The organism is Streptomyces sp. NPDC085946, from assembly GCF_044540485.1.
Classification (GTDB): domain Bacteria; phylum Actinomycetota; class Actinomycetes; order Streptomycetales; family Streptomycetaceae; genus Streptomyces.
Genome location: NZ_JBITSF010000004.1, coordinates 89,625 through 112,693, shown reverse-complemented (window position 1 = coordinate 112,693; position 23,069 = coordinate 89,625). Strand labels below are relative to the sequence as shown.

The following is a 23,069-nucleotide window of genomic DNA, read 5'->3' as shown; positions in this document are numbered from 1 at the left end:
GTGCCGGTCACGACGTCACCTTGACGGCGAGCACGCAGGCGTGGTCCTGGCGCCCGTCCCCGCCGAACTCCTCGACGACCGTCCGGACGCAGTCCTGCGCGGTCCGGGCCCCGGCCAGGAGCGGGGCCAGTGCGAGGAGGGTTCCCGCGGCGTCGGTGCCGCTGTGCCCGGACACCAGTCCGTCGGTGTGGAGGAGCAGCAGGTCGTCCGCCCGGAGGGCCTCCTCGGCCTGCCCGTAGGCGGCGCCCGTGGTGGCGCCGAGCAGCACGCCGTCGGGTGCGTCCAGTACACGCCCCGTCCCGTCGCGGAACAGCAGCGGGGCGGGGTGTCCGGCCTGTGCCCACACCAGCGTGCGGGTCCCGGGCCGGTAGCGGCAGCAGACGGCGCTGCCCAGGGCCGGTTCGGCGGCGGCGTCCACCAGCTGGTTGAGCCAGCCCATCAGCTGTCCGGGCCCGGTGCCCGCCATCGCCATGCCGCGCACCGCGCCGAGCACCATCGCCCGGTCCGCTGCCGCGCCGGCGCCGTGCCCGGTGAGGTCGCCGACGGTGAGCAGGGTCTCGCCGCCGGGGAGTTCGAGGACGTCGTACCAGTCGCCGCCGAGAGGGGCGCCGGCCGCCGGGAGCAGGTGGCGGGCCGCGACGTCGAGGGCGGGCGGGCCGGAGCGCGGGAGCCGCAGGGGGCCGTGCCAGGGGAGCGGCGCGGCCTCCTGCGGCTCGACCGCGGCCCGCGCGGCACACGGCCGGGCGGTGAGCGAGTCACGGGTCTCGCTCACCGCCCGCTGCGTGCGGCGCAGTTCGCTGACGTCCCGCAGCACGGCCCACATGGAGGCCGCGCTGCCGTCGGCGTCGAGGACCGGTTCGCCCATCATGTGCACGGTCCGCACCTCGCCGTCCGGGCGCACGATCCGGAACTCCCCGTCTATGGGCCGGGCGTCGACGAGGCAGTGGGTGACCATCGCGGTGAGCGTGGGCCGGTCCTCGTCGAGCACCAGCGAGGGCAGTTCGTCGAGGGTGAGCGGGGGAGCGGCCGGGTCGCGCCCCAGGATCTGGCAGAACTCCCCGGACCAGCCGGCCTCGTCGGTCAGCAGGTTCCACTCGGCGGTGCCGACCCGGCTGAGCAGCGAGCCGTGCCGTGGCGCGGGCGCCGCTCCGGGCGCGGGGAGCGGGCCGTCCCGTAACTGCGCCAAGTGCGCGTCCAGGTCGTCGAGTTGGTGCAGCGCCAGGTCGCACAGGGCGCGCTGCCACCGCTCCCGGGGGTCCGATCCGTCGCCCTGCGCGTCCCGCCGCACCGCGTCCACCTCGCCCTTGAGCCGCCGCGTCTGCGAGATGAGTGCGTCGACCGGACCGCGTCCCGGCGGCTGGGCGGCGGGGCGGTCCGCGGAGAGAGGGGACGGCATGACGCACTCCGATACGGGAACGGTACGGCCAGGGCGGGCGCAGGGACCGCTACGACTGTGGCACAGGCCGCGACGCCCTGTAAGGGATTTGGCAACACACGTTGCGGTGATGCTTCAGGCATATGCCACAGTCTTCGCGGAGTGATGCCGCGGGCCCCTTCGGTGTACGTCGCCGGACGGGGCAAGTCGTAGGCGGATTACGCGACTTGACGGACGGCCGGGGGCGCCGGCGTCGCGCTCACTCGTGTGTTCGACGGCCCCGTGTTCGGCATGGGCGAGGGTGTACGCAGCGTGACCGGTGCGGTCGGTGTCAGTACCGCAGCACCCCCGCGATCCCGTGCGCGTCCCCCAGGGTGCCGTCCGGGACGAACCGGACGTCGGCGCCGGTCTCCAGGCACTGCTCGACGATCTCGTCCACGATGTCCTCGCGGGCGTCGAGGTCGCCGCTCTCGGCGGGGACCAGGTGGTCGCCCAGGTCGGCCACCGTCACGCGGTAGTTCTCCTCGACGGCCAGCAGCCGGACGCGGCCCTCCAGGGCGCTGCGCCACACTTCGTCGACACCGGCCGCGTACGCCCGTCGGCCGCGCGCCGTCTCCAGCGCCCGCGCCACCGCGTGCGCGCTCTTGTGGTCCTCGGCCTCGATCACCGGGCGCACCGCCTGCCACACGGTCTCCGCGGTGGCGTGCGCGAGACCGCCGCGCGGGACGTGCACCGCGCGCGAGGCGACGCTGCCGACCTCGTCCAGCAGGGCCAGGGCGGCCGGCTCGCCGCTGACGTACAGCGGGCGCGGGTGCAGGCGCAGCAGCGCGCTCATCGCGGTGTCGGCCTCGCGCAGGAACCGGCGGGTGCGCTCGTCCCGGAAGCTGCTCGGCGGGTCCCCGATGCGCTGCTGCCGCTCGGGGTCGAAGTTCTCCACGTCCCGGGTGAGCGGGAAGCCGCCGCTGTGCTCCTCCACGACGCGGCCGGCGCCGCCGTTCCACAGCGTGACGCGGTCGGCGGCGAGCGCGAGCACCCAGAACGGCCGCTCGGCGGTCTGCGCGGAGACGAGATTGCGGGTGAGGAAGGTGTCCGAGAGCACGACGCGCTCGGGCACGCTGCGCGCGAGCGACCACACCTGGTGCTCGCCCGGGGCGGCGAAGATCGCCAGGCCGTCCTCGGCGTGCGTCAGGTCCACCTCGGCCAGCGCCCGGTCGAGCTGCCGGGCGACCTCGGCGCGGCGTTCGCGGGTGACCGACGGATCGGTCTCCATCTGCTTCTTCGCCTCGGCCACCGCGTTGCGCAGCCGTACGGAGTCCTGCGCGTGGTAGGGCTCGCGCCGGTGCGTCGGGGTCAGCACGGACACGGCGGGGTAGGGGCGCCGGCGGCGCAGCTCGGCGAGGGCGGCGGGGCTGAGATCGTGCTCCATGACAGCACCATAGGACCGACTCGCGAGTAGGGCATTCGGGGCAATTCGTCAGCCGGTCGGCGGACCGCCGCCGGGGCCTACTCCTCGTCGTCCTCGGCGCCGCAGGAGCTGCCGTTGCGCGGCAGGCTGCCGTAGAGCAGGAAGTCGTCGACCTTGCGGTGCACGCACGCGGAGGAGGCGTACCCGGTGTGGCCCTCGCCCTTGTTGTCCAGCACCACCGCCGCGGAACCGAGCCGCTCGGCGGTCTGCTGCGTCCAGCGGTACGGCGTGGCGGGATCACCCCGGGTGCCGATCAGCAGCATCTTCGGCGTGTCGAGGTCCTTGACCCGCTCCCGGATGAAGTCGGTGCCCTTGGGGCGGCCGTAGCACATGAGCACCTGGGCGAGCCGGTACGGGCCGAACACCGGCGACGCCTCCTCGTACGCGGCGCGCAGCCGGCCGAGGTCCCTCTCGACCTGCGCGGCGGTCGGGCGGTCGGGATCGTCCGCGCAGTTGACCGCCACCAGTGCCGCCGGGAGGTTGTCCAGCGGGACGTCCTCCTCGTCGACGAGACCGCCGTCGTCCCGCCGCGGCACGGGCAGCGCCACGCCCTCGGTGGCGAAGCCCTCGACGGCGCGGGTGTCGCCGTCCTCCAGCAGCTGCAGCAGGGCCCGCACCAGCGACGGCCACATCTCCCGGCTGTAGAGCGCCTGGCCGATGGCGCCCGCCAGGTCCTGGCCGGAGAACTCGTTGCCGAAGTCCGTCGGCACCGGGTCCGCGTCGAGCGAGCGGACCAGCTGCACGACCTGCTTCCGCGCGTCGCGCGGATCCTGCCCGAACGGACAGCCGACGTCCTTAGCGCACCAGGTGAGGAAGTTCTCCAGCGCGGTCTGCTGGCCCCGCACGCTCGCCAGCCCCTGCTCGGCCAGCGGTTCCGTCAGCGTGTCCACGCCGTCCAGGACCATCCGGCCCACCCGGCCGGGGAACTGGGCGGCGTAGACGGCGCCCAGCCGGGTCCCGTAGGAGAAGCCCAGGTAGTTCAGCTTCTTGTCGCCGAGCGCCTGGCGCAGGACGTCCATGTCGCGCGCGGCGTCCACCGTGCCGATGTGGCGCAGGACGGGCCCCGAGTGCGCGGCGCACGCGTCGGCCGCCTCGCGCAGCCGGTCCAGCACGGCCCGCGGGTCGTCGACGTCGGCGCTGCCGACCGTCGCCGCCAGCGCGTCGTCGGAGCCCTCGCCGCAGCTGACGGGGGAGGACCGGCCGACTCCCCGGGGGTCGAAGGCGACCACGTCGTAGCCGTCCGTCAGGTCCATGAAGTCCTTGCCGCCGCCGGCGGCGAGTTCGCTCACCCCGGCGCCGCCCGGGCCGCCGAAGTTCAGCACCACCGAGCCGCGCGAGGGGCCCGTCGCGCGGTAGCGGGCCAGCGCCAGGTCGAGGGTGCCCGCCGCGGGCCGGGCGTAGTCGAGCGGGACGGTGACCTTCCCGCACTGCAGGTCCTTGGGCGTGTCCGCGCCCTCGCACGCCGCCCACCGGACCTTCTGGCGGTAGAAGCGGGCCAGGTCGGAGGCCGGTTCGTCGGTGGCCGACAGCCCCGCGCCGAGCACGGCCAGTCCGACCGCGGCGGTGACCGCGCAGCGCCGGACCGAGGGCCGTACGGACAGCTTGGCCAGCATCGATGCCTCCAAGAAGCGCCCCGCAGCGGACCGGGAGAACGGCGTCTGGACCACACCATAAGGGGACCCCGCGCGCCGCGCCTCCGGACGGGCGTTCCGCCCCTCCGCCCTTTCCGCGCCCTTCCCCCTTCTCCGGCACCGGACGGCACGGCGGCCCTTCCCCTTCCCGCTCGCCCGGCGCGCATACGAGGTTCTTTACCGCTAGTTCGACGAAGGGGCCGCTCGATGGAGTGAAAGACGGACAGGCCATAACCCCGCTGGACCGCCCGCGTTCTACCCGGTGCGGGTGAGTGCCCGCGACCATGTCTGGAAGGCAGGGAACCTATGGGACGGGTGACCCGAAACGGTCTGATCGCCGTCGCCGCCGTCTCGGGCGCGATGGCAATGACGGGGTCGGCTTTCGCCGACTCCGCGGCGGACGGCTCCGCGGCCGACTCGCCGGGAGCGATCTCCGGGAACAGCATTCAGCTTCCGGTGCACGTGCCCCTGAACGTGTGCGGGAACACGGTGGACGTCGTCGGACTCCTCAATCCCGCGATGGGCAACACGTGCGTCAACGAGGGGGGGAAGGGCGGACCGGCCGAGACGTCCTCCGGCGGAGCGGCCGCGCAGGGCGGCACCACGGATGCGCCGGGCGTGATCTCGGGCAACGGGCTCCAGCTGCCCGTCGACCTGCCGGTGAACGTCAGCGGTAACACCGTGGACGTGGTCGGGATCGGCAACCCGGCGTTCGGCAACCAGTCCGGGAACACGCCCGAGGTGGACCGGCCCGAGCCGACCGCACCCCCCGAGCAGCCGGAGCCGCGGCCGTCCACGCCGCCCGAGGCCCACCACCCGGCCCCGAAGCCGGTCGTGCCGGACACCGCGCGCCCGGCCCCCGAGCCGGCCGGCCTCGTCGAGGAACCGGCCGCGGGCTCCCTCGCCGAGACCGGCGCCGACCGGACCGTCCCCGCCCTCGCGGCGAGCGCGGCGCTGGTCGCGGGAGGGATCGTGCTGCGCAGGCGCTTCCGCCCCGGCGCGAACGGCTGACCGGACACGAGGAGCCCCGCCGGTGCCGACCGGCGGGGCTCCGTGCCGCGGCGGTGCCTCGCGCCGTGCCCCCGGCGCCTCGTGGTGCGGTGGTTCCCCGCGGCTCCGGCGAGGGTCAGCGGCGGTGGAACCGGGCGTGCAGCTCCCGCACCCGCTCCGTCAGCTCGGGCACCGGGCCCTCCACGGTCACCCGGGGCGCGATCTCCTGTACGGGGAGCGCGCGCACCGGCGGGGCGGGCACGCCCCACTCCTCCAGCCAGGCCGACAGCTGGGCGGAGGAGGCGACGTACACGATGCGTCCGAGGCCCACCCAGGCGTGGGCGGCCGCGCACATCGGGCAGTGCTCGCCGGACGTGTACACGGTGGCCGCCGCCCGCTCCCCGGGCGTCAGGCGGGCGGCCGCCCGGCGGGCCAGTTCGAACTCCGGGTGCCGGGTGCGGTCGCCGGAGGCCACCCGGTTGTGGTCCTCGCCGAGCACGGTGCCGTCACCGCCGACCAGCACCGAGCCGAACGGCTCGTCCCCGGCCTCCAGGGCCTCGGCCGCCAGCTCCACGCAGCGGCGCAGGTGCGGCAGTTCGGAGTCCTTCACGACCATGGCGTACGCACCTTCCGTGAGACGACGGGCCGCGGGCGCGAGCGGTCGGCCGCGGCCGGGCCCGCAGGCACCGTAATCCCGTTGCCCGCGCGGCGCACGCCTGCTGGAGTGGCGCCATGGATCACGACGCGGTGCTCGCCCTCTTCGACCGGACCGTGCGCGAGGGAGCGGGGCCGGACGGCCCGGACGCCCGGATCGAGCGGACGGGCGGCGTGGTGCGCCAGGTCGCCTCCGCGCCGGGCTGGAGCGCCGTCGTGTGGTCGGCCCTGGACGGGGCGGGCGCGGACGCGGCGATCGCCGAGCAGATCGCGTACTTCACCGGGCTCGGGCTCCCGTTCGAGTGGAAGCACTACGGGCACGACCGGCCGGCGGACCTCGGGGACCGGCTGGCTGCCGCCGGGTTCCGCCCGGGGCCGCGGGAGACGCTGATGGTCGGCGAGGTGGCCGGCCTCGACCTGGACACCGAGCCGCCCGAGGGGGTCCGCGTCGTCCCCGTCACCGACCGGGCGGGCGTCGCCCTCGTGGCCGAGGTGCACGAGAGGGCGTTCGGGACGGACTCCTCCGGGCTGCGTCACCAGCTCCTCGCCCGGCTGACGGCCGAGCCCGACACCGTCGTCGCGGTCGTGGCCCTCGCCGGGGACGAAGCGGTGAGCGCGGCCCGCATGGAGTTCGTGCCGGGCACGCCGTTCGCCGGGCTGTGGGGCGGGGGCACCGTCGAGGCGTGGCGCGGCCGCGGTGTCTACCGCGCCCTGGTGGCGTACCGGGCCCGCGCGGCCGCGGCCCGCGGTTGCCGCTACCTCCAGGTCGACGCCTCCCGCCAGAGCCGCCCCGTCCTCGAACGCCTCGGCTTCCACCCGCTGACCACGACGACGCCGTACGTGTACGTGCCGTAGCCGTCACGGCGAGGCGTGAGCGGGCCGGTCCGCGGGGTGCGGGCCGGCCTGTCTCTTCTACGGGGCACGTGCCTTCCGCCGCTTCCTGCCGGACGGGCCTCCTACGGCTTCGGGGCGCTCTTCGCCGCCGTGCCGGCGCAGACCAGTCCCAGGGCGAGGGCCAGGGCGCCGATGACGATGTTGTTCCAGATCACACCGGCGTCCGGGTTCCGCCCGACGACCCACGGCGCGATGATCATCCACACGCCCATCGCGCACATGGCCCAGCTGAGGCCGTACATGCGCTCGGGCGCCCGGGTGAACCCCAGGGCCAGCAGGCCGATCGCGATGCCGACGATCAGGTTGTGGGCGACGAGTGCGGGCTGGCTGGTCGTGTAGTGGACGATCCAGGGGGAGGCCGCGCAGTACAGACCGAGGAGGAACACCGGTCCGTCCACGAGCGCCACGTCGCGACCGCCGAGCACTCGGTCGTAGCGGGCCCGCATCTCCGAAGCGTCGGGGTGGCTGGTGATGTCACCTCTGGTGGGCGAGACGTTGGCCATGACGCGTCTCCTTTGACTCACAGGCCGGTCCGCGTGGGGTGCGCTGTGCGATAAGCGCCGCGTATCTTCATTCTGCGCTTATTCGGTCTTTATGTGTAGAGATGGGGGCATCTGCGGGCCCGGGCAGGAGCGAGCCCCCGGGGAGCACCGACTCTCCCCGGGGGGCGGGCGGCGCGCGGCTCGACCGGCACCGCCCCCTGTTCTTCCGGTGACGCGGCGCGTCCGGATGCACCGCGTGCGTCACGGGCGGCTCAGCCGTCCTCCAGGCAGCGGCGCAGCCGGTGCAGCCCGCGCCGCGCGTGGCTCTTGACCGTGCCGAGCGGCCAGCCGGTGCGCTCGGCGATCTGGGTCTGCGTCAGGTCCTCGTAGAAGGCCAGGTGCAGGACCCGCCGCTGGGGGCCCGGCAGCCGGGCGAGCTCCTGACGGATGAGCACCCGGTCCAGGGCGGCCTCGGGCCGGGCCCCGGCGGGGTCGGCGAGCGCCAGGTCGGAGCCCGCCGCGGCGAGCAGGTCCGTGCGGCGGGTCCGCGCCGCCAGCGCGTCGGCGATCCTGCGCCGGGCGATCCCGACGATCCACCCGCCGAGCGTGCCGCGCTCCGGCCGGTACCCCGACCGCCCCCGCCACACGCCGAGGAACACCTGCTGGGTGACGTCCTCCGCCTCCGCCGTGTCCCCCAGCGAGCGCCGCGCCAGGGTGAAGACCAGTGCCGACCAGCGGTCGTACGCGACGGACAGGCAGTCCTGGTCGCCCGCGACCAGGCCCCGCGCCACATCCTCGTCGGTGAGCGGTTCCTCGACCGGGCGGCGCACCGCAGGCGGGCTCATGACGACGGCTCCTCACCTCGGACCGGAGACCACCGGGGCGGCCGCGCCCCGGTGCCGTCATCGTCCGAGCGCGGCGACGGCGTCCTCAACTCGCATCGTTTCTGCGTCGATCAGTGCCGTAAAGTCGGCTTCATGGCTGAGTCCACGGCGGGGAAGGCACCGCAGACCCGCCCCGCACCGCCCGCCGCCCGGGCCGCCGACACGGGTCTGACGACCGGCGCGGTGGCCCGCCGCCTGGGCGTGTCGCCCACCACCCTGCGCTCCTGGGACAGCAGGTACGGCATCGGTCCCGAGGTCCGCGCCGACGGCCGGCACCGCCGCTGGTCGGCGCGGGACGTGGCGATGCTGGAGGCGATGTGCCGGCTGACCTCGGCGGGGGTGCCGCCCGGCGAGGCCGCCCGGGTCGCCAAGGGGGGCGCCGGCGTCCCGCCGCAGAGCACGGAGCCGGCCGGCCGGACCCGTGACCGTGCCGCGCCGGGGCGCTCCCGGGCCGCCGGATCGCTGCCGCTGGGCGACGTCCGCCAGGAGTGCCGGGGCCTGGCCCGCGCCGCGGTGCGGCTGGACGCCCCGGCCGTCGAGGAGCAGCTCGTCTCCGCGGTGGAGGAGCACGGCCTGGTCGTCGCCTGGCAGGAGGTGATGGTGCCGACCCTGCACGCCGTCGGACGCAAGTGGGCCTCCTCCGGCGACCGGTACGTCGAGGTCGAGCACCTGCTGTCCTGGCACGTGTCCACCACGCTGCGCCGGTACACCCGCCCGCCCGCCCCGCAGGGCGCGGGCGCGGCCGGGCCCGTCCTGCTGGCCTGCGTCCCCGGCGAGCAGCACACCCTGCCGCTGGAGGCGCTGAACGCCGGACTGACCGGCCTCGGGGTGGCCACGCGGATGCTCGGCGCGGCCGTACCCGTCGAGGCGCTCACGGCGGCGGTGCAGCGGCTGGGCCCGTCGGCCGTCGTCCTGTGGGCGCAGGCCCGCTCCACCGCGAGCCTGCCGCTGGCCCGGCACGTGGCCGGGACGCAGTGGGGGGTGAAGGGGGCGCGCAGGCAGCCGCTCGTGATGCTGGGCGGACCCGGCTGGGCCGGACGCGCCGCGCGGGGCATGCTCAGACCGACCGGCCTGGGGGACGCCCTGGACACGCTGGCCGGGGCCGGGGCGCGCTGACCGGCACGGCGGGCGCGCTCACTCCTCGCGGCCCCGGGCCCGCCGGAACCGCGCGAGTCCCGCGGAGAGCCCGACGATCGGGCCGGGGTAGCCGAGCGCGGCCCGGTCGTCCTCCGCGAGCCTCCAGGGCTCGAACAGCGCGGGCCCGTCCAGCGGCGCCAGCTCGGGCACCCAGCGCCGTACGTACGTGCCGCGCGGGTCGTACCGCTTGGCCTGGGTGACGGGGTTGAGGACGCGGTTGGGCCGGGAGTCGGTGCCGGTGCCGGCCATCCACTGCCAGTTGAGCTGGTTGCTGGCCACGTCGCCGTCCACCAGCAGGTCCAGGAAGTGCCGGGCGCCCACGCGCCAGTCGACGTACAGCGTCTTGGCGAGGAAGCTCGCGGTCAGCAGGCGGGCGCGGTTGTGCATCCAGCCCTCGTGGCGCAGCTGGCGCATCGCGGCGTCGACCAGCGGGTAGCCGGTGCGGCCCGCCCGCCAGGCCGCGATGTCGGCGCCCGCCGTCCGCTCGGTGCGCCAGCGGTCGTGCTTGGTGCGGTAGTCCGCGGTGGACGCGGCCGGCCGCGCCGCCAGCACCTGGCGGTGGAAGTCGCGCCAGGCCAGCTGCCGGACGAACGCCTCGGCGCCCGGCCCGCCCGCCCGGCGGGCCCGGTGGACGAGCTCGACGGGGGAGAGCGTGCCGAAGTGCAGGTGGGGCGAGAGGCGGGAGGTGGCGTCGCCGGCCAGGTCGTCCTGGCGGTCCGCGTACCCGGCCAGGCCGCCGCGCAGCCACGCGGTGAGCCGCTTCCTGCCCTCCTTCTCGCCGCCCCGGGCCAGCGCCTCGGAGACGCCGGACAGGCCGGTGCGGGACGGCACTCCGTCCGAGCCGACGCCGTCCGGGACCCGTACGGAGCGGGGCGCGCGCAGGGCGTCGCGCAGCCGGTGCTGCGACCAGTGCCGGAAGTACGGCGTGAAGACGGCGAAGTGGTCCGTGGAGGACGGTGTCAGCAGCCCGGGCGGCACGGCCGTGGTGACCGTCTCGTGGACGTGCAGCCGCCGGCCCTCCGCCTCCAGCGCCCGGCGCAGCCGCGCCTCGCGGCGCCGCGCGAACGCGCTGACGTCGGCCGCCATGTGGACCTCGTCGGCGTCCGCCTCCAGGACCACCCGGCACACCTCCTCGACCACGTCGCCCGAGCGGACGACGAGCCGCCCGCCGCGTTCGCGCAGGCCCGCGTCCAGATCGCGCAGGCAGTCGGCGAGGAACGCCAGCCGGTTCGGCGCGTCGAACCCGGCGGCGGCCACCGACCGGTCGCGCACGAACAGGGGCACCACGTGGCCGGAACCGCCGCAGCTGTCGAGCGCGGCGGACAGGGGCGGATGGTCGTGCAGCCGCAGATCGGCGGTGAACAGGACGACCGAGACGTTCATCGGGGTGGCTCCGGGAAGGAAGGGCGGGGCGCGCGGGAGGACGGAAGGGGCCGGTGCACGGGAACGGGCGACCTTGGCTTCCGGTCCGCGGGACCGCACGGATGCGGTCGTCTCAGGGGGCGCCGGTTCCTTCCCTCTCCCGGGTGACCTGGGCCTGCTGCTCCGCCGCCCGCGCGATGTTGCGGGCCATCCCGCCGAACACGACCGCGTGGAACGGCGACACGCCCCACCAGTAGGCCTGCCCGAGCAGGCCGTGCGGATGGAACAGGGCCCGCTGGCGGTACCGGCTCCGGCCGTCGCCGTCGGTGTCGACGTACATCTCCAGCCAGGCCAGGCCCGGCAGCCGCATCTCCGCGCGCAGCCGCAGCAGCCGGCCCGGCTCGATCTCCTCCACCCGCCAGAAGTCCAGCGAGTCCCCGACCCGCAGCCGCTGGGCGTCCCGCCGCCCGCGGCGCAGGCCGACCCCGCCGACCAGCCGGTCCAGCCAGCCCCGCAGCGCCCAGGCCAGCGGGAAGGAGTACCAGCCGTTCTCGCCGCCGATGCCCTCGACGACCCGCCACAGGGCCTCGGGGGAGGCGCGGACGGCCCGTTCGCGGTGGTCGGTGTAGAGGCTGCCGCCGGCCCAGTCGGGGTCGGTGGGCAGGGGATCGCTGGGAGCGCCGGGCACCGAGGCCGACGACCAGCGGGTGACGACCTCGGCGTCGCGCACCCGGCGCAGCGCCTGCCGGACGGCCTCGTGGAAGCCGATCGGGTGGCCCGGGGGGTCGGGCACGTACCGCGCGATGTCGTGCTCGTGGCACACCACCTCGTGGCGCAGCGACTCGGTCAGCGGCCGGGCGATGGACGCGGGCACGGGGGTGACCAGGCCGACCCAGTGGCTGGACAGGCCGGGCGTGAGGACCGGGACCGGCACGATGAACCGGCGCGGCAGGCCCGCGACCGCCGCGTACCCGGCCATCATCTCCCGGTACGTCAGCACGTCCGGCCCGCCGATGTCGAAGGCGCGGTTCACGTCGTCCGGCATGCGGGCGCTGCCGACCAGGGCGCGCAGCACGTCCCGGACGGCGACGGGCTGGATCCGGGTGCGCACCCAGCTCGGCGTCACCATCACCGGGAGGCGTTCGGTGAGGTAGCGCAGCATCTCGAAGGAGGCCGAGCCCGAGCCGATGACGATCGCGGCGCGCAGCACGGTCGTCGGCACGCCCGAGTCCAGCAGGATGCGGCCCACCTCGGCGCGGGAGCGCAGGTGCGGCGAGAGCTCCCGCTCGGGGACGCCCGCCGGGGTGAGCCCGCCGAGGTAGACGATGCGCCGTACGCCCGCCTCCCGCGCCGCCCGCGCGAAGATCCGCGCGGCCCGGCGGTCGGTCTCCTCGAAGTCCCGGCCCGTGCCGAGGGCGTGCACCAGGTAGTAGGCCACGTCGACGCCGTCCATCGCCGCGGCGACCGACGGGGCGTCCGTGACGTCCCCGCGCACCACCTCGGCCTCGCCGGCCCACGGGTGGTCGCGCAGCCTCTCCGGGGAACGGGCCAGGCAGCGCACCCGGTGGCCCGCCGCCAGCAGCTCCGGGACGAGCCGGCCGCCGATGTAGCCCGTCGCCCCGGTCACCAGGCAGCGCGGTGCGCGTGCGCGGTGCTCGTCACCGTTCATCAGCTCTCGGCCCTCCGTCGCGGTGTGCTCCTCCACGGATCGCTTCCCCGGAACGTCCGGTGCCGGATGCGCGGGGCGCGGTTGTCACCGGACCGTGCGCGGGCCGGCTGCCGCCCGGCCGCGCGAGGGCCGGCGGGGAGCGCGCGCCGGTGTCTATAGGCTGATCACGTGGCCACAGCAGACGACCGGGAGCAGGGCGGGCGGGAGCAGGACGAGCGGGGCCCCGGGGCGCCCGCGGAGGCGGGGGCGACCGACCCGCGCGCCTTCGCCGTGCAGCTGCGGCGGATGAACAGCGAGATCAACCGCATGGTGCAGGGTTTCGCGGGCGAGCAGGGACTGCACGCCACGGACATCCAGGCGCTCGCCGCCATCCTCGACGCCGACGAGCCGATGACCCCGGGCAGGCTGCGCGAGCACCTCGGTCTCACCTCCGGTGCCGTCACCGCGTGCGTGGACCGGCTGGAGCGCGCCGGGCACATCCGCCGGGTCCGGGAGAGCGCCGACCGCCGGGTGGTGCACCTGTACTACGCCGCCGACGCGCGGTCCGCCGCCCGTACCTACTTCCGCCCGCTCGCCGAGGCGGCGCAGGCGGCCCGGTCGGGGTTCACCGAGCGGGAGCTCGCGGTGGTGCTGCGCTTCCTCGCCGCGATGAACGACGAGCTCGCGGTGCGCAGGACGCCGGGGCGCTGAGCCGGGCGCCCCGCATCCGGGGACCGGCCGGAAACGGAACACCAGGCGTCGTCTAAGATCCGTCCCGGCCATATATCTCAATCATTGAGATTGTTTTTCGTTGAGATATGTGGGCACCAGCACGTCCCGAAACGCCTCCCACCGTCCGGAGATCGCATGTCCCCCACCCCACGCCGGGCCCGCTGGCTCGTCCCCGTCCTCCTGATCGCCGTCTGGCTGGGCATCGGGGGCGTCCTCGGTCCCTTCGCCGGACGCCTCGGCGAGGTCGCCACCAACGACCAGGCCGCCTTCCTGCCGCGCAGCGCCGAGTCCACCGAGGTCCTCGACCGCCAGCGCGCCTTCCGGCAGGACGAGACCCTGCCGGCGATCGTCGTGTGGACCGACGACCGCGACGGCGAGGTCGCGGACCGGCGCGCGGCGGCCGGCCGGGCCCTCGCCTCGCTGGCCGGGGCGCCGGGCGTGACCGGCAAGACGTCGCCCGCGCTGCTCTCCGAGGACGGGCAGGCCCTGCAGGGCGTGGTCCAGCTCAGGCCCGACCTCGGGGACGAGCTGCCGCAGGCCCTCGACCGCGTCCGCGCCGCCGCCGAACGGGTTCCCGGCACCACCGTCCAGGTGGCCGGACCCGCCGCGAGCCAGGCGGACCTGTCCGACGCGTTCGCCGGGATCGACGGGCTGCTGCTCGCCGTCGCCCTGGTCACCGTCCTCGTCATCCTGCTGCTGGTCTACCGCAGCGTGCTCCTCCCTCTCGTGATCATCCTCGGCGCGGTCTTCGCGCTGGGCCTGGCCTGCGCGGTCGTGTACGCCCTCGCCGACCGCGACGTGGTCCGCGTCGACGGCCAGGTCCAGGGCATCCTCTCCATCCTCGTGATCGGCGCCGCCACCGACTACGCCCTGCTGCTCACCGCCCGCTACCGGGAGGAACTCGCCCAGCGCGCCGACCGGTTCGCGGCGGTGCGCGCCGCGCTGCGGCAGTCCTGGGGCGCCGTGGTGGCCAGTGCCGCCACCGTCGCCCTCGGCCTGCTCGCCCTGCTGCTCAGCGACCTGACCAACAACCGCGCCCTCGGCCCGGTCGGCGCGATCGGCATCGGCTGCGCCGTACTGAGCTCCCTGACGTTCCTGCCTGCCGTCCTCGTCCTGCTCGGCCGCGCCGCCTACTGGCCCGCCAAGCCCCGCCCCGACGCCGGGAAGTCCGCCGGCGGCGTCTGGCACCGGGTCGCGGGCCTGGTCGACCGGGCGCCCCGCCGGGTGTGGGCCGTCACCCTCGCCGGCCTGCTGGCCTGCGCCGCCTTCGCCCCCGCCCTCACCTCCAAGGGCGTGCCGCTCGACGAGACCTTCGTGAACGACGCGCCGTCCGTCGCCGCGCAGCAGACCCTCGGCCGGCACTTCCCCGGCGGCTCGGGCAACCCCACCGTGGTCATCGCCGACGCCGACCGCGTGGACCGGGTCGTCGCGGCGGCCGAGGACACCGAGGGCGTCGCCTCCGCGGCCCCCGTGTCCGCCTCCGGGCGCCCCGGCGGCGACCCTCTGGTCGCCGACGGACGCGTACGCGTCGACGTCACCCTCGCCTCCGCCGCGGACAGCGACACGGCCAAGGACACCGTGGCCCGGCTGCGGACCGCCCTGCACGCCGTCCCGGACGCCGACGCCCTGGTCGGCGGCTACACGGCCCAGCAGTACGACACCCTGCGCACCGCGGAACGGGACCGCACGCTGATCGTGCCGGTCGTCCTCGCCATCATCTTCCTCATCCTCACGGTGCTGCTGCGCTCGCTCGCCATGCCGGCGCTGCTGGTGGCCACCGTGGCGCTCAACTTCCTCGCCACGCTGGGCGTCTCGGCGCTCGTCTTCGAGCACGTCCTCGGCTTCACCGGCACCGACCCGTCCGTGCCGCTGTACGGCTTCGTCTTCCTCGTCGCCCTCGGCGTCGACTACAACATCTTCCTCATGTCCCGGGTCCGCGAGGAGTCGCTGCGGCACGGCGTGCGCCAGGGCGTGCTGCGCGGGCTGGTCACCACGGGCGGGGTGATCACCTCGGCCGGGGTGGTGCTCGCCGCGACCTTCGCCGCCCTCGGGGTGATCCCGCTGGCCTTCCTGGCGCAGATCGCCTTCATCGTCGCCTTCGGTGTGCTGCTCGACACGCTCGTGGTGCGGTCGCTGCTGGTGCCCGCGCTGGTGCGGGACGCCGGTGCCCGGGCGTGGTGGCCCGGGCGGCTGAGCCGCCGCGACGGGCGGGCGCCCGCGGAGGACCGCACGCTCGTCACGGCCCGTGAGGATTCCTGACATGTCGCGGTGGGCCGCCGGACATGCTTGCCCCGATCCAGGGCAGCCGGATTGTACGAAGTTGTCGGTTCGGAGTCTGGTCGATCATGGAGGTGTCTGCCGCTATGGGCGCGAAGGTGTTGGAGCGTTTTCCGGCGGGGGCTCCGCGCGGATCGTGGCCGGCGGAGGAGTACGCGGCGGCGCGTCGCGCGGAGGGTGAGCCCGCGACGGTCGTCATGGATCTGAAGTCGGACGCGTTCCTGGTGGTCGTGCCGTCGCGCGACGAGGACTGAAACAGCAGGTCGTCGGCGCGCCGGAGGCCGGCGGGCGGCGGTGTGCGGGGCGTGGGGCCGGTGGCCCACGCCCCGGCGGGCCGGGCACGGCGGGGCCCGGGCCCGTCAACTCCCGTGCGGGGGACCGCTGTCGAGGGCCCTGCCGGCCCGTGCCGCGTCGGTGGCGGGGCGGCCGGGCCGCATGCCGCCGGCCGGGTCCCGCCGGGGCCCTCCGGGCCGGCGGACGCGGGCGGGATCCCGCGGGCCGTCGGCCGTCGGCGGACTCCCGCCGGTCAGCGTCCCGCCCAGTTCCTCCGCCCGGCGCACGAAGGCCGCGCGCAGGTCGTGGGCCGCGCGCGGGACGGACTCCGCGCGGCGGCGCTGGAGCATCAGCAGGACCCGTGTGGCGTCGCCGGCGAGCGGCCGGTGGGTGATCGCGCCGCACCGCTCCAGCGGGTCCCCGATCACGCTGAAGTCGGGCAGGACGGTCGCCCCCAGCCCCTCCGCGACCATCAGCTTGCCCATCTCCGCCCCGTCGGTGGAGTAGGCGAAGGAAGGGCCGCGGCCGTCCAGCAGCCGGTGCACGTACCGGTGCATCACATAGCCCGTGCGCATCCCGATCAGCGGCTCGGTGAGCAGGTCGTCGACCGACACCGCGGACCGCGCGGCGAGCGGGCTGCCGGGGCGTACGCACACCACCGGCCGGCCGCTGAGCAGTTCGGTGCTCTCGAACTCGGCGGGGGTGTCGTCGCCCTCCAGGTGGTTCACCAGGCCGAGGTCGAAACCGCCCTCCAGCAGACCCCGGTGGATGTCGGTCTGCTGCGCGCCGACGACCTCCACCTGGGTGACCGGATGGGCGGCGCGGAACGCCCGCACCACCGGGATCAGCAGCGGCACCGTCGCCGCGTTCACCGTGCCGACGCGCACCATGCGGCTGATGCGGTGCTGCTCGCCCGCGGCGGCCCGCAACCGGTCCACCGCCTCCAGCACGCCGACGATGTGCGGCAGCAGCTCCCGGCCCGAGGCGCTCATCCGCGCCCCCGACCGCTTGCGCTCCAGCAGGTCGACGCCCAGCTCCCGCTCCAGGTTGCGCACCGTCTCGCTCAACGCGGGCTGCGACAGGCGCAGTTCCTCGGCGGCACGGCGCAGCGAACCGAGCCGGGTGACCGCCGCGATGTATTCCAGCTGTTCTGTCCGCACCGCCGCAGAATGCGGGCGCCCCGGCGCTCGGTTCAAGGGTTTTCCTGTCACACGTTCGTGAAATCCAATGGTCCGCGATACGAGACCGGTCGGGTTTTCCTTGACGGCCCTCCCTTTCGACTGCCACGATCGACGGCATGACAACGCGACTGGACCTCACGCGGCGACGCCACGTCGACCTCGCGCGCGTCTCCAGCGCCTCCTGTTGCGCCGCGGCCTGATCCCGCAGATCCGCCGCCTTCCCGACACCCCGCCGCACGCGTCCCCCGGGGACGCCGCCGTGCCGCGCCCGGGTCTCGCCCTCTCCACCCGATTCGCCTTCCTCACCGCGTTCCTCTCTTTCACCGCCTGAATGGCAGGCCGGTTCGCCGCGCCTTTCGCATTCGGCGTTCCCGTACGTCGCCGCAGCAGGAGTTCCGCATGCCCGCAGCACCCGTGAAATTCGCCTACTGGGTCCCGAACGTCAGTGGCGGACTCGTCACCAGCACCATCGAACAGCGCACCGACTGGGGGTACGACTACAACCGCGAACTCGCCGTCCTCGCGGAGAACAACGGTTTCGAGTACGCGCTCAGCCAGGTCCGCTACATGGCCAGCTACGGCGCCGAGTACCAGCACGAGTCGACCAGTTTCAGCCTCGCCCTGCTGCTCGCCACGCAGCGCCTGAAGGTCATCGCCGCCGTCCACCCCGGCCTGTGGCACCCGGGCGTCCTCGCCAAACTCGGCGCCACCGCCGACCACCTGTCCGGCGGCCGCTTCGCCGTCAACGTGGTCAGCGGCTGGTTCAAGGACGAGTTCACCGCGCTCGGCGAACCGTGGCTGGAGCACGACGAGCGCTACCGCCGCGCCGAGGAGTTCATCCGCGCCCTGCGCGCCGTCTGGACCGAGGACCACGCCGAACTCGCCGGTGACTTCTACCGGTTGCGCGACTTCTCCCTCAAGCCCAAGCCGCTGGACGTTACCGGGCGCCCGCACCCGGAGATCTTCCAGGGCGGTAACTCCACCGCCGCCCGCGCCATGGCCGGCCGGGTCTCCGACTGGTACTTCTCCAACGGCAAGGACTTCGACGGGGTCGTCGAACAGATCCGGGACGTGCACGCCTCCGCCGCCCGGGCGGGCCGCCGGCCGCCCCGGTTCGGCCTCAACGGCTTCCTCATCGCCCGCGACACCGAGGCCGAGGCCCGCGAGACGCTCCGGGAGATCGTCGCCAAGGCCGACACCGAGGCCGTCGAGGGCTTCGGCGCGGCGGTGAAGCAGGCCGGACAGTCCACCGCCGACGGCAAGGGCATGTGGCAGGACTCCACGTTCGAGGACCTGGTCCAGTACAACGACGGCTTCCGCACCGGGCTCATCGGCACCCCGGAGCAGATCGCCGAGCGGATCGTCGCCTACAAGAAGCTCGGCGTCGACCTCTTCCTCCTCGGCTTCCTGCACTACCACGAGGAGGTCGAGTACTTCGGCCGCCGCGTGCTGCCCCTGGTGCGCGAGCTGGAGGCCGCCCTCCCCGACGACGGGACCGAACCCGGCGCCGGAAACCGGTCCACCTCCGTCCCCGCCCACGCCTGACCGCACCCGCACCGCGAGAGAGGCCACACCCATGAGCACCGTCACGCCCGCCGACTGGCAGACCCGCCCCGCCCCGCGGACCGCCGAGGAGTGGATCGCCCGCGCCGCCGAGGTCGCGGCCGTCCTCGCCACCGACGCCGCCGCCCGCGACCGCGCCGGCGCCACCCCCCACGCCGAGGTCCGGCTGCTGAAGGACGCCGGTCTCGTCACCCTGCTCGGCCCGGCCGAGCACGGCGGCGCCGGCCAGGACTGGACCACCGCCTACCGCGTCGTGCGCGAGGTCGCCAAGGCCGACGGCTCCATCGGCCAGCTGCTCGGCTACCACTACCTGTGGAACTGGGCCGCCCGCCTGGTCGGCACCCGCGAGCAGTGGGAGCGGATCGAGGCCGAGGCCGCCCGCGAGCGCTGGTTCTTCGGCGGCGCCGTCAACCCGCGCGACAAGGACGTGGTCGTCACCGAGGACGGCGACGACCTCGTCTTCTCCGGCCGCAAGTCGTTCTCCACCGGCAGCAGGGTCTCCGACGTCACCGTCCTGGAAGGCGTCCTGGAGGGCACGGAGAACCACGTCTTCGCCATTGTGCCGTCCGGCACCGCCGGGCTGACCTTCCACGACGACTGGGACAACATCGGCCAGCGGCTCACCGAGAGCGGCAGCGTCACCATCGACGGCGTGCGCACCCCCTGGTCCTCGGCGCTCGGCTACGTCGGCAAGGAGTTCCAGCCGCGCACGTACGCCACCCTCAACGTGCCCACCATCCAGCTCGTCTTCGTCGCCTTCTACCTCGGCATCGCGGGCGGCGCCCTGGAGACGGCGGCGACCTACACCCGCACCAAGTCCCGCTCCTGGCTGCACGGCGGGTACGAGCGGGCGGTCGACGAGCCGTACGTGATCGACACCTACGGCGACCTCACCGCCAAGCTGTGGGCGGTCGAGGCGCTCGCCGACGCCGTCGCCGCCGAGGGGCAGAAGCTGCACGACGACCCCGACGCGGTCACCGAACAGGCCCGCGGCGAGTTCGAGGTGCGGGTGGCCGCCGTCAAGGCCCGCGCCACCGACGTCGCGCTGGAGGTCGCCAACCGCGTCTTCGAGGTGACCGGCGCCCGCGCCACCAGCACCGCGGAGGGCCTGGACCGCTTCTGGCGCAACATCCGCACCCACAGCCTGCACGACCCGGTCGCCTACAAGCGCCGCGAGGTCGGCCGCTGGGTCCTGGAGGGCGAACTGCCCCAGCCCACCTGGTACTCCTGACCGCTTCCCGGGGCGCCCGCCGCGCGGGCGCCCCGGCCCTCCCCGAAAGAGGACCCATGGCCACCGTCCTGTCCGTCTCCGGCAGCCCGTCCGTCTCCTCCCGCACCAACCGCCTGCTGCGCCACCTCGACCAGCGGCTGGTCGCGCAGGGCCACGAGGTGGTCCCGCTCGACGTGCGCACCATTCCCGCCGACGCCCTGCTCGGCGCCGACTTCCGGCACCCGGCGATCGTCGCCGCCACCGAGCTGTTCGCCCGCGCCGACGGCGTCGTCGTCGGCACGCCCGTCTACAAGGCGTCGTACTCCGGTGTCCTCAAGGCGCTCCTCGACCTGCTCCCGCAGTACGCCCTGACCGGCAAGACCGTGCTGCCGCTCGCCACCGGCGGCTCCGTCGCACACGTCCTGGCCATCGACTACGCGCTCCGCCCGGTGCTGAACTCCATGGGCGCGGCGCACATCGTGCAGGGCTGGTTCACCCTCGACAAGGACATCACCGTGCACGAGGACGGCTCCCTCGCCGTCGCGCCCGCCGCCGACGAGGCCCTCACCCAGGTCGTCGACCAGTTCTCGGCGGCGCTGGGCCGCACGCCCGTCCTGGCCGCGGCGAGCTGAGCGCCGTGTCCGTACACGTGATCGCCGACGACGCGGAGGCCCTGGCGGTCGCCGCGTCGCTGGCCGACGAGTTCCGCGCGGGCGCCGCCGCCCGGGACGCCGAGCGGCGGCTGCCGCACCGCGAACTGGACCGGCTGTCCGCCTCCGGGCTGCTCGGCGTCACCGTGCCCGCCGGCCACGGCGGCGCCGACGTCCGCCAGGAGACCCTCGCGGAGATCTTCCGGCTGCTGGCCTCGGCCGACGCCAGCCTCGCGCAGATCCCGCAGAGCCACTTCGTCTACGTCAACGTCGTCCGCCGCCAGGGCACCGAGGAGCAGCAGAAGTTCCTCTTCGCCGAGGTGCTCGCCGGGCGGCGCTTCGGCAACGCCCAGTCGGAGGCCGGCACCCGGCACGTCCAGGACATCCGCACCCGGCTGGAGCCGCGGCCGGACGGCTCGTACGTCCTGAACGGCGTCAAGCACTACGCCACCGGGGCCCTGTTCGCCGACTGGATCCCCGTCCTCGCCCGCGCCGAGGACGACGCCCTGCACGTGGCGTACGTGCCCCGGGACGCGCCCGGCCTGACGGTGGTCGACGACTGGGACGGCATGGGCCAGCGCACGACCGCCAGCGGCACCGTCCGCCTGGCCGGCGTCCCGGTCCCCGCCGACCGGGTGCTGCCCCACCACCTTACCTTCCAGGGGCCGCAACTGCACGGCGCGGTCGCGCAGTTGCTGCACGCGGCCATCGACGCCGGCATCGCCGGGGGAGCGCTGGCGGAAGCCGTCGCGTTCGTGCGCACCAAGAGCCGTCCCTGGTTCGAGAGCGGCACCGAGACCGCCGCCGAGGACCCGCTGCTGATCCAGCAGTTCGGTGAACTCGCCCTGCTGGTGCGGGCGTCGGAGGCCCTGCTGCGCGAGGCGGCCCGCGCGGTCGACGCGGCGCGGGCCGCCCTCACCGACGACTCGGCGGCCGAGGCGTCCGTCGCGGTCGCCGCGGCCAAGGTGCAGGCGGCCCGGGCGGCCGTCGAGGTGGCGGACGCCCTGTTCGAGGTGTCCGGCACCCGCTCGGCCCTGCGCTCCCTCAACCTGCACCGGCACTGGCGGGACGCCCGCACCCACACCCTGCACGACCCGGTCCGCTGGAAGGTCCAGCACATCGGCCGGTACGTGCTCAACGGCACCAGGCCGCCCCGGCACGGCCTGCTCTGAAGACCCCCCGATCGGAGACCCGCGTGTCCCTCACCTTCCACTGGTTCCTGCCCACCAACGGCGACAGCCGCGATGTCGTCGGCGGCGGCCACGGCACCCCGGCCACCGCCTCCGGACGGGACCGGCCGCCGACGGTCGCCTACCTGAGCCAGATCGCCCGCGCCGCCGAGGACCTCGGCTTCGTCGGCGCGCTCACCCCGACCGGCGCCTGGTGCGAGGACGCGTGGCTGACCACGGCCATGGTCAGCCAGCACACCGAACGGCTGAAGTTCCTGGTCGCCTTCCGGCCCGGCTTCGTCTCGCCCACCCTCGCCGCGCAGATGGCCTCGACCTTCCAGCGGCACACCGGCGGCCGGCTCCTGCTCAACGTCGTCACCGGCGGCGAGAGCCACGAGCAGCGCGCCTACGGCGACTTCCTCGACAAGGACGCGCGGTACCGCCGCACCGGCGAGTTCCTCCAGGTCGTACGGGAGCTGTGGGAGGGCAAGACCGTCGACCTGCACGGCGAGCACCTGCGGGTGGAGGACGCGGCGCTGGCCCGGGTGCCCGACCCGGTCCCCGCGGTGTACTTCGGCGGCTCCTCGCCGGCCGCCGGGGAGGTCGCCGCCCGGTACGCCGACGTCTACCTCACCTGGGGCGAGCCGCCCGCGCAGGTCGCCGAAAAGATCGCCTGGATCCGGTCGCTGGCGGCGCGGGAGGGCCGCACGCCGCGCTTCGGGATCCGGCTGCACGTCATCACCCGCGACACCTCCGCGCAGGCCTGGGCGGAGGCCGACCGGCTGCTCGACGGATTCGACCCGGAGAGCGTCCGGACGATCCAGGCCGGGCTCGCCCGCAGCGAGTCCGAGGGACAGCGGCGCATGCTCGCCCTGCACGGCGGCAGGCGGGACGCGCTGGAGATCCACCCCAACCTCTGGGCGGGCATCGGCCTGGTCCGCGGCGGCGCGGGCACCGCCCTGGTCGGCAGCCACGACGAGGTCGCCGAGCGGATCGAGGAGTACCACGCCCTCGGCATCGAGGAGTTCGTCCTCTCCGGCTACCCGCACCTGGAGGAGGCGTACTGGTTCGGCGAAGGTGTCCTGCCGCGTCTGGCCGGCCGGGGCCTGTGGCGCCACCCCTTCGCGGCGGCGGCCACGCCGTCACCGGCCCGGGTGCCGTTCGCGAGCTAGCGGGAGCGGCTCCGGCTCGCCCGGCGGCCGGTCACGGGCCCGCGGCCCGCGCCCGGACCCGCCCGGCGCCCGGCCCGCGGGCGCGCGGCCGGGAATGCCGCCGTGGCCGGGGACAGGGGAACGGGACGGGAGCGCGCGCCTTCCTGCCGTGCGTCGCGGAGGCGGCCCGGCTGTCCGGCGTCGAGGCGGCGGGGAACCCCGGGACGCCGCGGGCGCCGAAGGCACGGATCCGGGGGCGGTCCGCCGGCAGGCCCGGCTGCCGGCCGCCGCCGTGCGTGAGCCGCCGCTCGGCCGGGCGGGCCTGCCCGGGGAAGTGTCCG

The 23,069-nt window shown here is 75.1% G+C and carries 20 protein-coding genes and 1 pseudogene; 12 read left to right on the top strand and 9 right to left on the bottom strand.

Annotated features, from left to right (window positions below; all coding sequences use genetic code 11):
* Window positions 1-7: 7 nt before the first annotated feature.
* The 3 genes from ACIF8T_RS10585 to ACIF8T_RS10575 all read right to left on the bottom strand — a co-directional run bounded on the left by ACIF8T_RS10585 (window position 8) and on the right by ACIF8T_RS10575 (window position 4,453).
* Complete coding sequence (locus tag ACIF8T_RS10585; protein WP_400033318.1) at window positions 8-1,396, bottom strand: PP2C family protein-serine/threonine phosphatase; 1,389 nt, start codon at window positions 1,394-1,396, stop codon at window positions 8-10.
* A gap of 310 nt (window positions 1,397-1,706) precedes the next feature.
* The gene (locus ACIF8T_RS10580; protein WP_400033316.1) at window positions 1,707-2,801 is read right to left on the bottom strand and encodes a chemotaxis protein; all 1,095 of its coding nucleotides are present in this window, start codon (window positions 2,799-2,801) and stop codon (window positions 1,707-1,709) included.
* A 77-nt stretch (window positions 2,802-2,878) separates the two neighbouring features.
* On the bottom strand, window positions 2,879-4,453 hold the full coding sequence (locus tag ACIF8T_RS10575; RefSeq protein WP_400033314.1) for an alpha/beta hydrolase: 1,575 nt from the start codon (window positions 4,451-4,453) through the stop codon (window positions 2,879-2,881).
* Between the two features lie 324 nt (window positions 4,454-4,777).
* Between ACIF8T_RS10575 and ACIF8T_RS10570 the strand changes: the two genes are divergently transcribed.
* Window positions 4,778-5,482 carry a chaplin family protein gene (locus ACIF8T_RS10570; RefSeq protein WP_400033312.1) on the top strand — a complete coding sequence of 235 codons (705 nt, stop codon included), beginning with the start codon at window positions 4,778-4,780 and terminating at the stop codon, window positions 5,480-5,482.
* A gap of 115 nt (window positions 5,483-5,597) precedes the next feature.
* On the opposite strand, the gene ACIF8T_RS10565 is transcribed toward ACIF8T_RS10570, so the two are convergent.
* Complete coding sequence (locus ACIF8T_RS10565; RefSeq protein WP_400033310.1) at window positions 5,598-6,077, bottom strand: nucleoside deaminase; 480 nt, start codon at window positions 6,075-6,077, stop codon at window positions 5,598-5,600.
* A 116-nt stretch (window positions 6,078-6,193) separates the two neighbouring features.
* Between ACIF8T_RS10565 and ACIF8T_RS10560 the strand changes: the two genes are divergently transcribed.
* A complete protein-coding gene (locus ACIF8T_RS10560; protein WP_400033308.1) occupies window positions 6,194-6,970 on the top strand; it encodes a GNAT family N-acetyltransferase in 777 nt (258 codons plus the stop codon).
* 101 nt (window positions 6,971-7,071) lie between these two features.
* On the opposite strand, the gene ACIF8T_RS10555 is transcribed toward ACIF8T_RS10560, so the two are convergent.
* Window positions 7,072-7,512, bottom strand: coding sequence for an SPW repeat protein (locus tag ACIF8T_RS10555; protein ID WP_400033306.1), 441 nt, complete (start codon window positions 7,510-7,512; stop codon window positions 7,072-7,074).
* 251 nt (window positions 7,513-7,763) lie between these two features.
* A complete protein-coding gene (locus ACIF8T_RS10550; protein WP_400033304.1) occupies window positions 7,764-8,336 on the bottom strand; it encodes a sigma-70 family RNA polymerase sigma factor in 573 nt (190 codons plus the stop codon).
* A 132-nt stretch (window positions 8,337-8,468) separates the two neighbouring features.
* Here ACIF8T_RS10550 and ACIF8T_RS10545 point away from each other — a divergent pair, with 132 nt between their 5' ends.
* A complete protein-coding gene (locus ACIF8T_RS10545; protein ID WP_400033302.1) occupies window positions 8,469-9,491 on the top strand; it encodes a MerR family transcriptional regulator in 1,023 nt (340 codons plus the stop codon).
* Between the two features lie 18 nt (window positions 9,492-9,509).
* On the opposite strand, the gene ACIF8T_RS10540 is transcribed toward ACIF8T_RS10545, so the two are convergent.
* Entirely contained in the window at window positions 9,510-10,895 is a 1,386-nt protein-coding gene (locus ACIF8T_RS10540) for a cryptochrome/photolyase family protein (protein ID WP_400033300.1), read from the bottom strand.
* A 112-nt stretch (window positions 10,896-11,007) separates the two neighbouring features.
* Window positions 11,008-12,543 carry an SDR family oxidoreductase gene (locus tag ACIF8T_RS10535; protein WP_400033911.1) on the bottom strand — a complete coding sequence of 512 codons (1,536 nt, stop codon included), beginning with the start codon at window positions 12,541-12,543 and terminating at the stop codon, window positions 11,008-11,010.
* A gap of 168 nt (window positions 12,544-12,711) precedes the next feature.
* On the opposite strand from ACIF8T_RS10535, the gene ACIF8T_RS10530 reads away from it, so the two are divergent.
* The 3 genes from ACIF8T_RS10530 to ACIF8T_RS10520 all read left to right on the top strand — a co-directional run bounded on the left by ACIF8T_RS10530 (window position 12,712) and on the right by ACIF8T_RS10520 (window position 15,785).
* Window positions 12,712-13,233 carry a MarR family winged helix-turn-helix transcriptional regulator gene (locus ACIF8T_RS10530; protein ID WP_400033298.1) on the top strand — a complete coding sequence of 174 codons (522 nt, stop codon included), beginning with the start codon at window positions 12,712-12,714 and terminating at the stop codon, window positions 13,231-13,233.
* 156 nt (window positions 13,234-13,389) lie between these two features.
* Window positions 13,390-15,513 carry an MMPL family transporter gene (locus ACIF8T_RS10525; protein ID WP_400033296.1) on the top strand — a complete coding sequence of 708 codons (2,124 nt, stop codon included), beginning with the start codon at window positions 13,390-13,392 and terminating at the stop codon, window positions 15,511-15,513.
* 104 nt (window positions 15,514-15,617) lie between these two features.
* Window positions 15,618-15,785, top strand: a complete 168-nt coding sequence (locus tag ACIF8T_RS10520) for a hypothetical protein (RefSeq protein ID WP_400033294.1) — start codon at window positions 15,618-15,620, stop codon at window positions 15,783-15,785.
* A 270-nt stretch (window positions 15,786-16,055) separates the two neighbouring features.
* Here the strand turns inward: ACIF8T_RS10520 and ACIF8T_RS10515 are convergent.
* A pseudogene (locus ACIF8T_RS10515) lies at window positions 16,056-16,964 on the bottom strand (LysR family transcriptional regulator); the annotation flags it as partial.
* A gap of 137 nt (window positions 16,965-17,101) precedes the next feature.
* On the opposite strand from ACIF8T_RS10515, the gene ACIF8T_RS10510 reads away from it, so the two are divergent.
* The 6 genes from ACIF8T_RS10510 (at window position 17,102) to ACIF8T_RS10485 (ending at window position 22,749) form a co-directional block, all read left to right on the top strand.
* The gene (locus ACIF8T_RS10510) at window positions 17,102-17,185 is read left to right on the top strand and encodes a putative leader peptide (RefSeq protein ID WP_365831370.1); all 84 of its coding nucleotides are present in this window, start codon (window positions 17,102-17,104) and stop codon (window positions 17,183-17,185) included.
* Between the two features lie 199 nt (window positions 17,186-17,384).
* On the top strand, window positions 17,385-18,530 hold the full coding sequence (gene sfnG / locus ACIF8T_RS10505; RefSeq protein WP_400033292.1) for a dimethylsulfone monooxygenase SfnG: 1,146 nt from the start codon (window positions 17,385-17,387) through the stop codon (window positions 18,528-18,530).
* 31 nt (window positions 18,531-18,561) lie between these two features.
* Window positions 18,562-19,779 carry an acyl-CoA dehydrogenase family protein gene (locus ACIF8T_RS10500; protein ID WP_400033290.1) on the top strand — a complete coding sequence of 406 codons (1,218 nt, stop codon included), beginning with the start codon at window positions 18,562-18,564 and terminating at the stop codon, window positions 19,777-19,779.
* Window positions 19,780-19,835: 56 nt separating this feature from the next.
* Complete coding sequence (gene ssuE / locus ACIF8T_RS10495; RefSeq protein ID WP_400033288.1) at window positions 19,836-20,390, top strand: NADPH-dependent FMN reductase; 555 nt, start codon at window positions 19,836-19,838, stop codon at window positions 20,388-20,390.
* 5 nt (window positions 20,391-20,395) lie between these two features.
* On the top strand, window positions 20,396-21,580 hold the full coding sequence (locus ACIF8T_RS10490) for an SfnB family sulfur acquisition oxidoreductase (RefSeq protein WP_400033286.1): 1,185 nt from the start codon (window positions 20,396-20,398) through the stop codon (window positions 21,578-21,580).
* A gap of 23 nt (window positions 21,581-21,603) precedes the next feature.
* Window positions 21,604-22,749 (top strand): LLM class flavin-dependent oxidoreductase, encoded by a 1,146-nt coding sequence (locus tag ACIF8T_RS10485; RefSeq protein WP_400033284.1) that lies wholly within the window; start codon window positions 21,604-21,606, stop codon window positions 22,747-22,749.
* Window positions 22,750-23,069: the final 320 nt, after the last annotated feature.

Bases quoted from the DNA above. Each gene is read 5' to 3' on its own strand.
- ACIF8T_RS10585 (WP_400033318.1), bottom strand. From the start codon at position 1,396: ATGCCGTCCCCTCTCTCCGCGGACCGCCCCGCCGCCCAGCCGCCGGGA.
- ACIF8T_RS10580 (WP_400033316.1), bottom strand. From the start codon at position 2,801: ATGGAGCACGATCTCAGCCCCGCCGCCCTCGCCGAGCTGCGCCGCCGG.
- ACIF8T_RS10575 (WP_400033314.1), bottom strand. From the start codon at position 4,453: ATGCTGGCCAAGCTGTCCGTACGGCCCTCGGTCCGGCGCTGCGCGGTC.
- ACIF8T_RS10570 (WP_400033312.1), top strand. From the start codon at position 4,778: ATGGGACGGGTGACCCGAAACGGTCTGATCGCCGTCGCCGCCGTCTCG.
- ACIF8T_RS10565 (WP_400033310.1), bottom strand. From the start codon at position 6,077: ATGGTCGTGAAGGACTCCGAACTGCCGCACCTGCGCCGCTGCGTGGAG.
- ACIF8T_RS10560 (WP_400033308.1), top strand. From the start codon at position 6,194: ATGGATCACGACGCGGTGCTCGCCCTCTTCGACCGGACCGTGCGCGAG.
- ACIF8T_RS10555 (WP_400033306.1), bottom strand. From the start codon at position 7,512: ATGGCCAACGTCTCGCCCACCAGAGGTGACATCACCAGCCACCCCGAC.
- ACIF8T_RS10550 (WP_400033304.1), bottom strand. From the start codon at position 8,336: ATGAGCCCGCCTGCGGTGCGCCGCCCGGTCGAGGAACCGCTCACCGAC.
- ACIF8T_RS10545 (WP_400033302.1), top strand. From the start codon at position 8,469: ATGGCTGAGTCCACGGCGGGGAAGGCACCGCAGACCCGCCCCGCACCG.
- ACIF8T_RS10540 (WP_400033300.1), bottom strand. From the start codon at position 10,895: ATGAACGTCTCGGTCGTCCTGTTCACCGCCGATCTGCGGCTGCACGAC.
- ACIF8T_RS10535 (WP_400033911.1), bottom strand. From the start codon at position 12,543: ATGAACGGTGACGAGCACCGCGCACGCGCACCGCGCTGCCTGGTGACC.
- ACIF8T_RS10525 (WP_400033296.1), top strand. From the start codon at position 13,390: ATGTCCCCCACCCCACGCCGGGCCCGCTGGCTCGTCCCCGTCCTCCTG.
- ACIF8T_RS10520 (WP_400033294.1), top strand. From the start codon at position 15,618: ATGGGCGCGAAGGTGTTGGAGCGTTTTCCGGCGGGGGCTCCGCGCGGA.
- ACIF8T_RS10510 (WP_365831370.1), top strand. From the start codon at position 17,102: ATGACAACGCGACTGGACCTCACGCGGCGACGCCACGTCGACCTCGCG.
- sfnG (WP_400033292.1), top strand. From the start codon at position 17,385: ATGCCCGCAGCACCCGTGAAATTCGCCTACTGGGTCCCGAACGTCAGT.
- ACIF8T_RS10500 (WP_400033290.1), top strand. From the start codon at position 18,562: ATGAGCACCGTCACGCCCGCCGACTGGCAGACCCGCCCCGCCCCGCGG.
- ssuE (WP_400033288.1), top strand. From the start codon at position 19,836: ATGGCCACCGTCCTGTCCGTCTCCGGCAGCCCGTCCGTCTCCTCCCGC.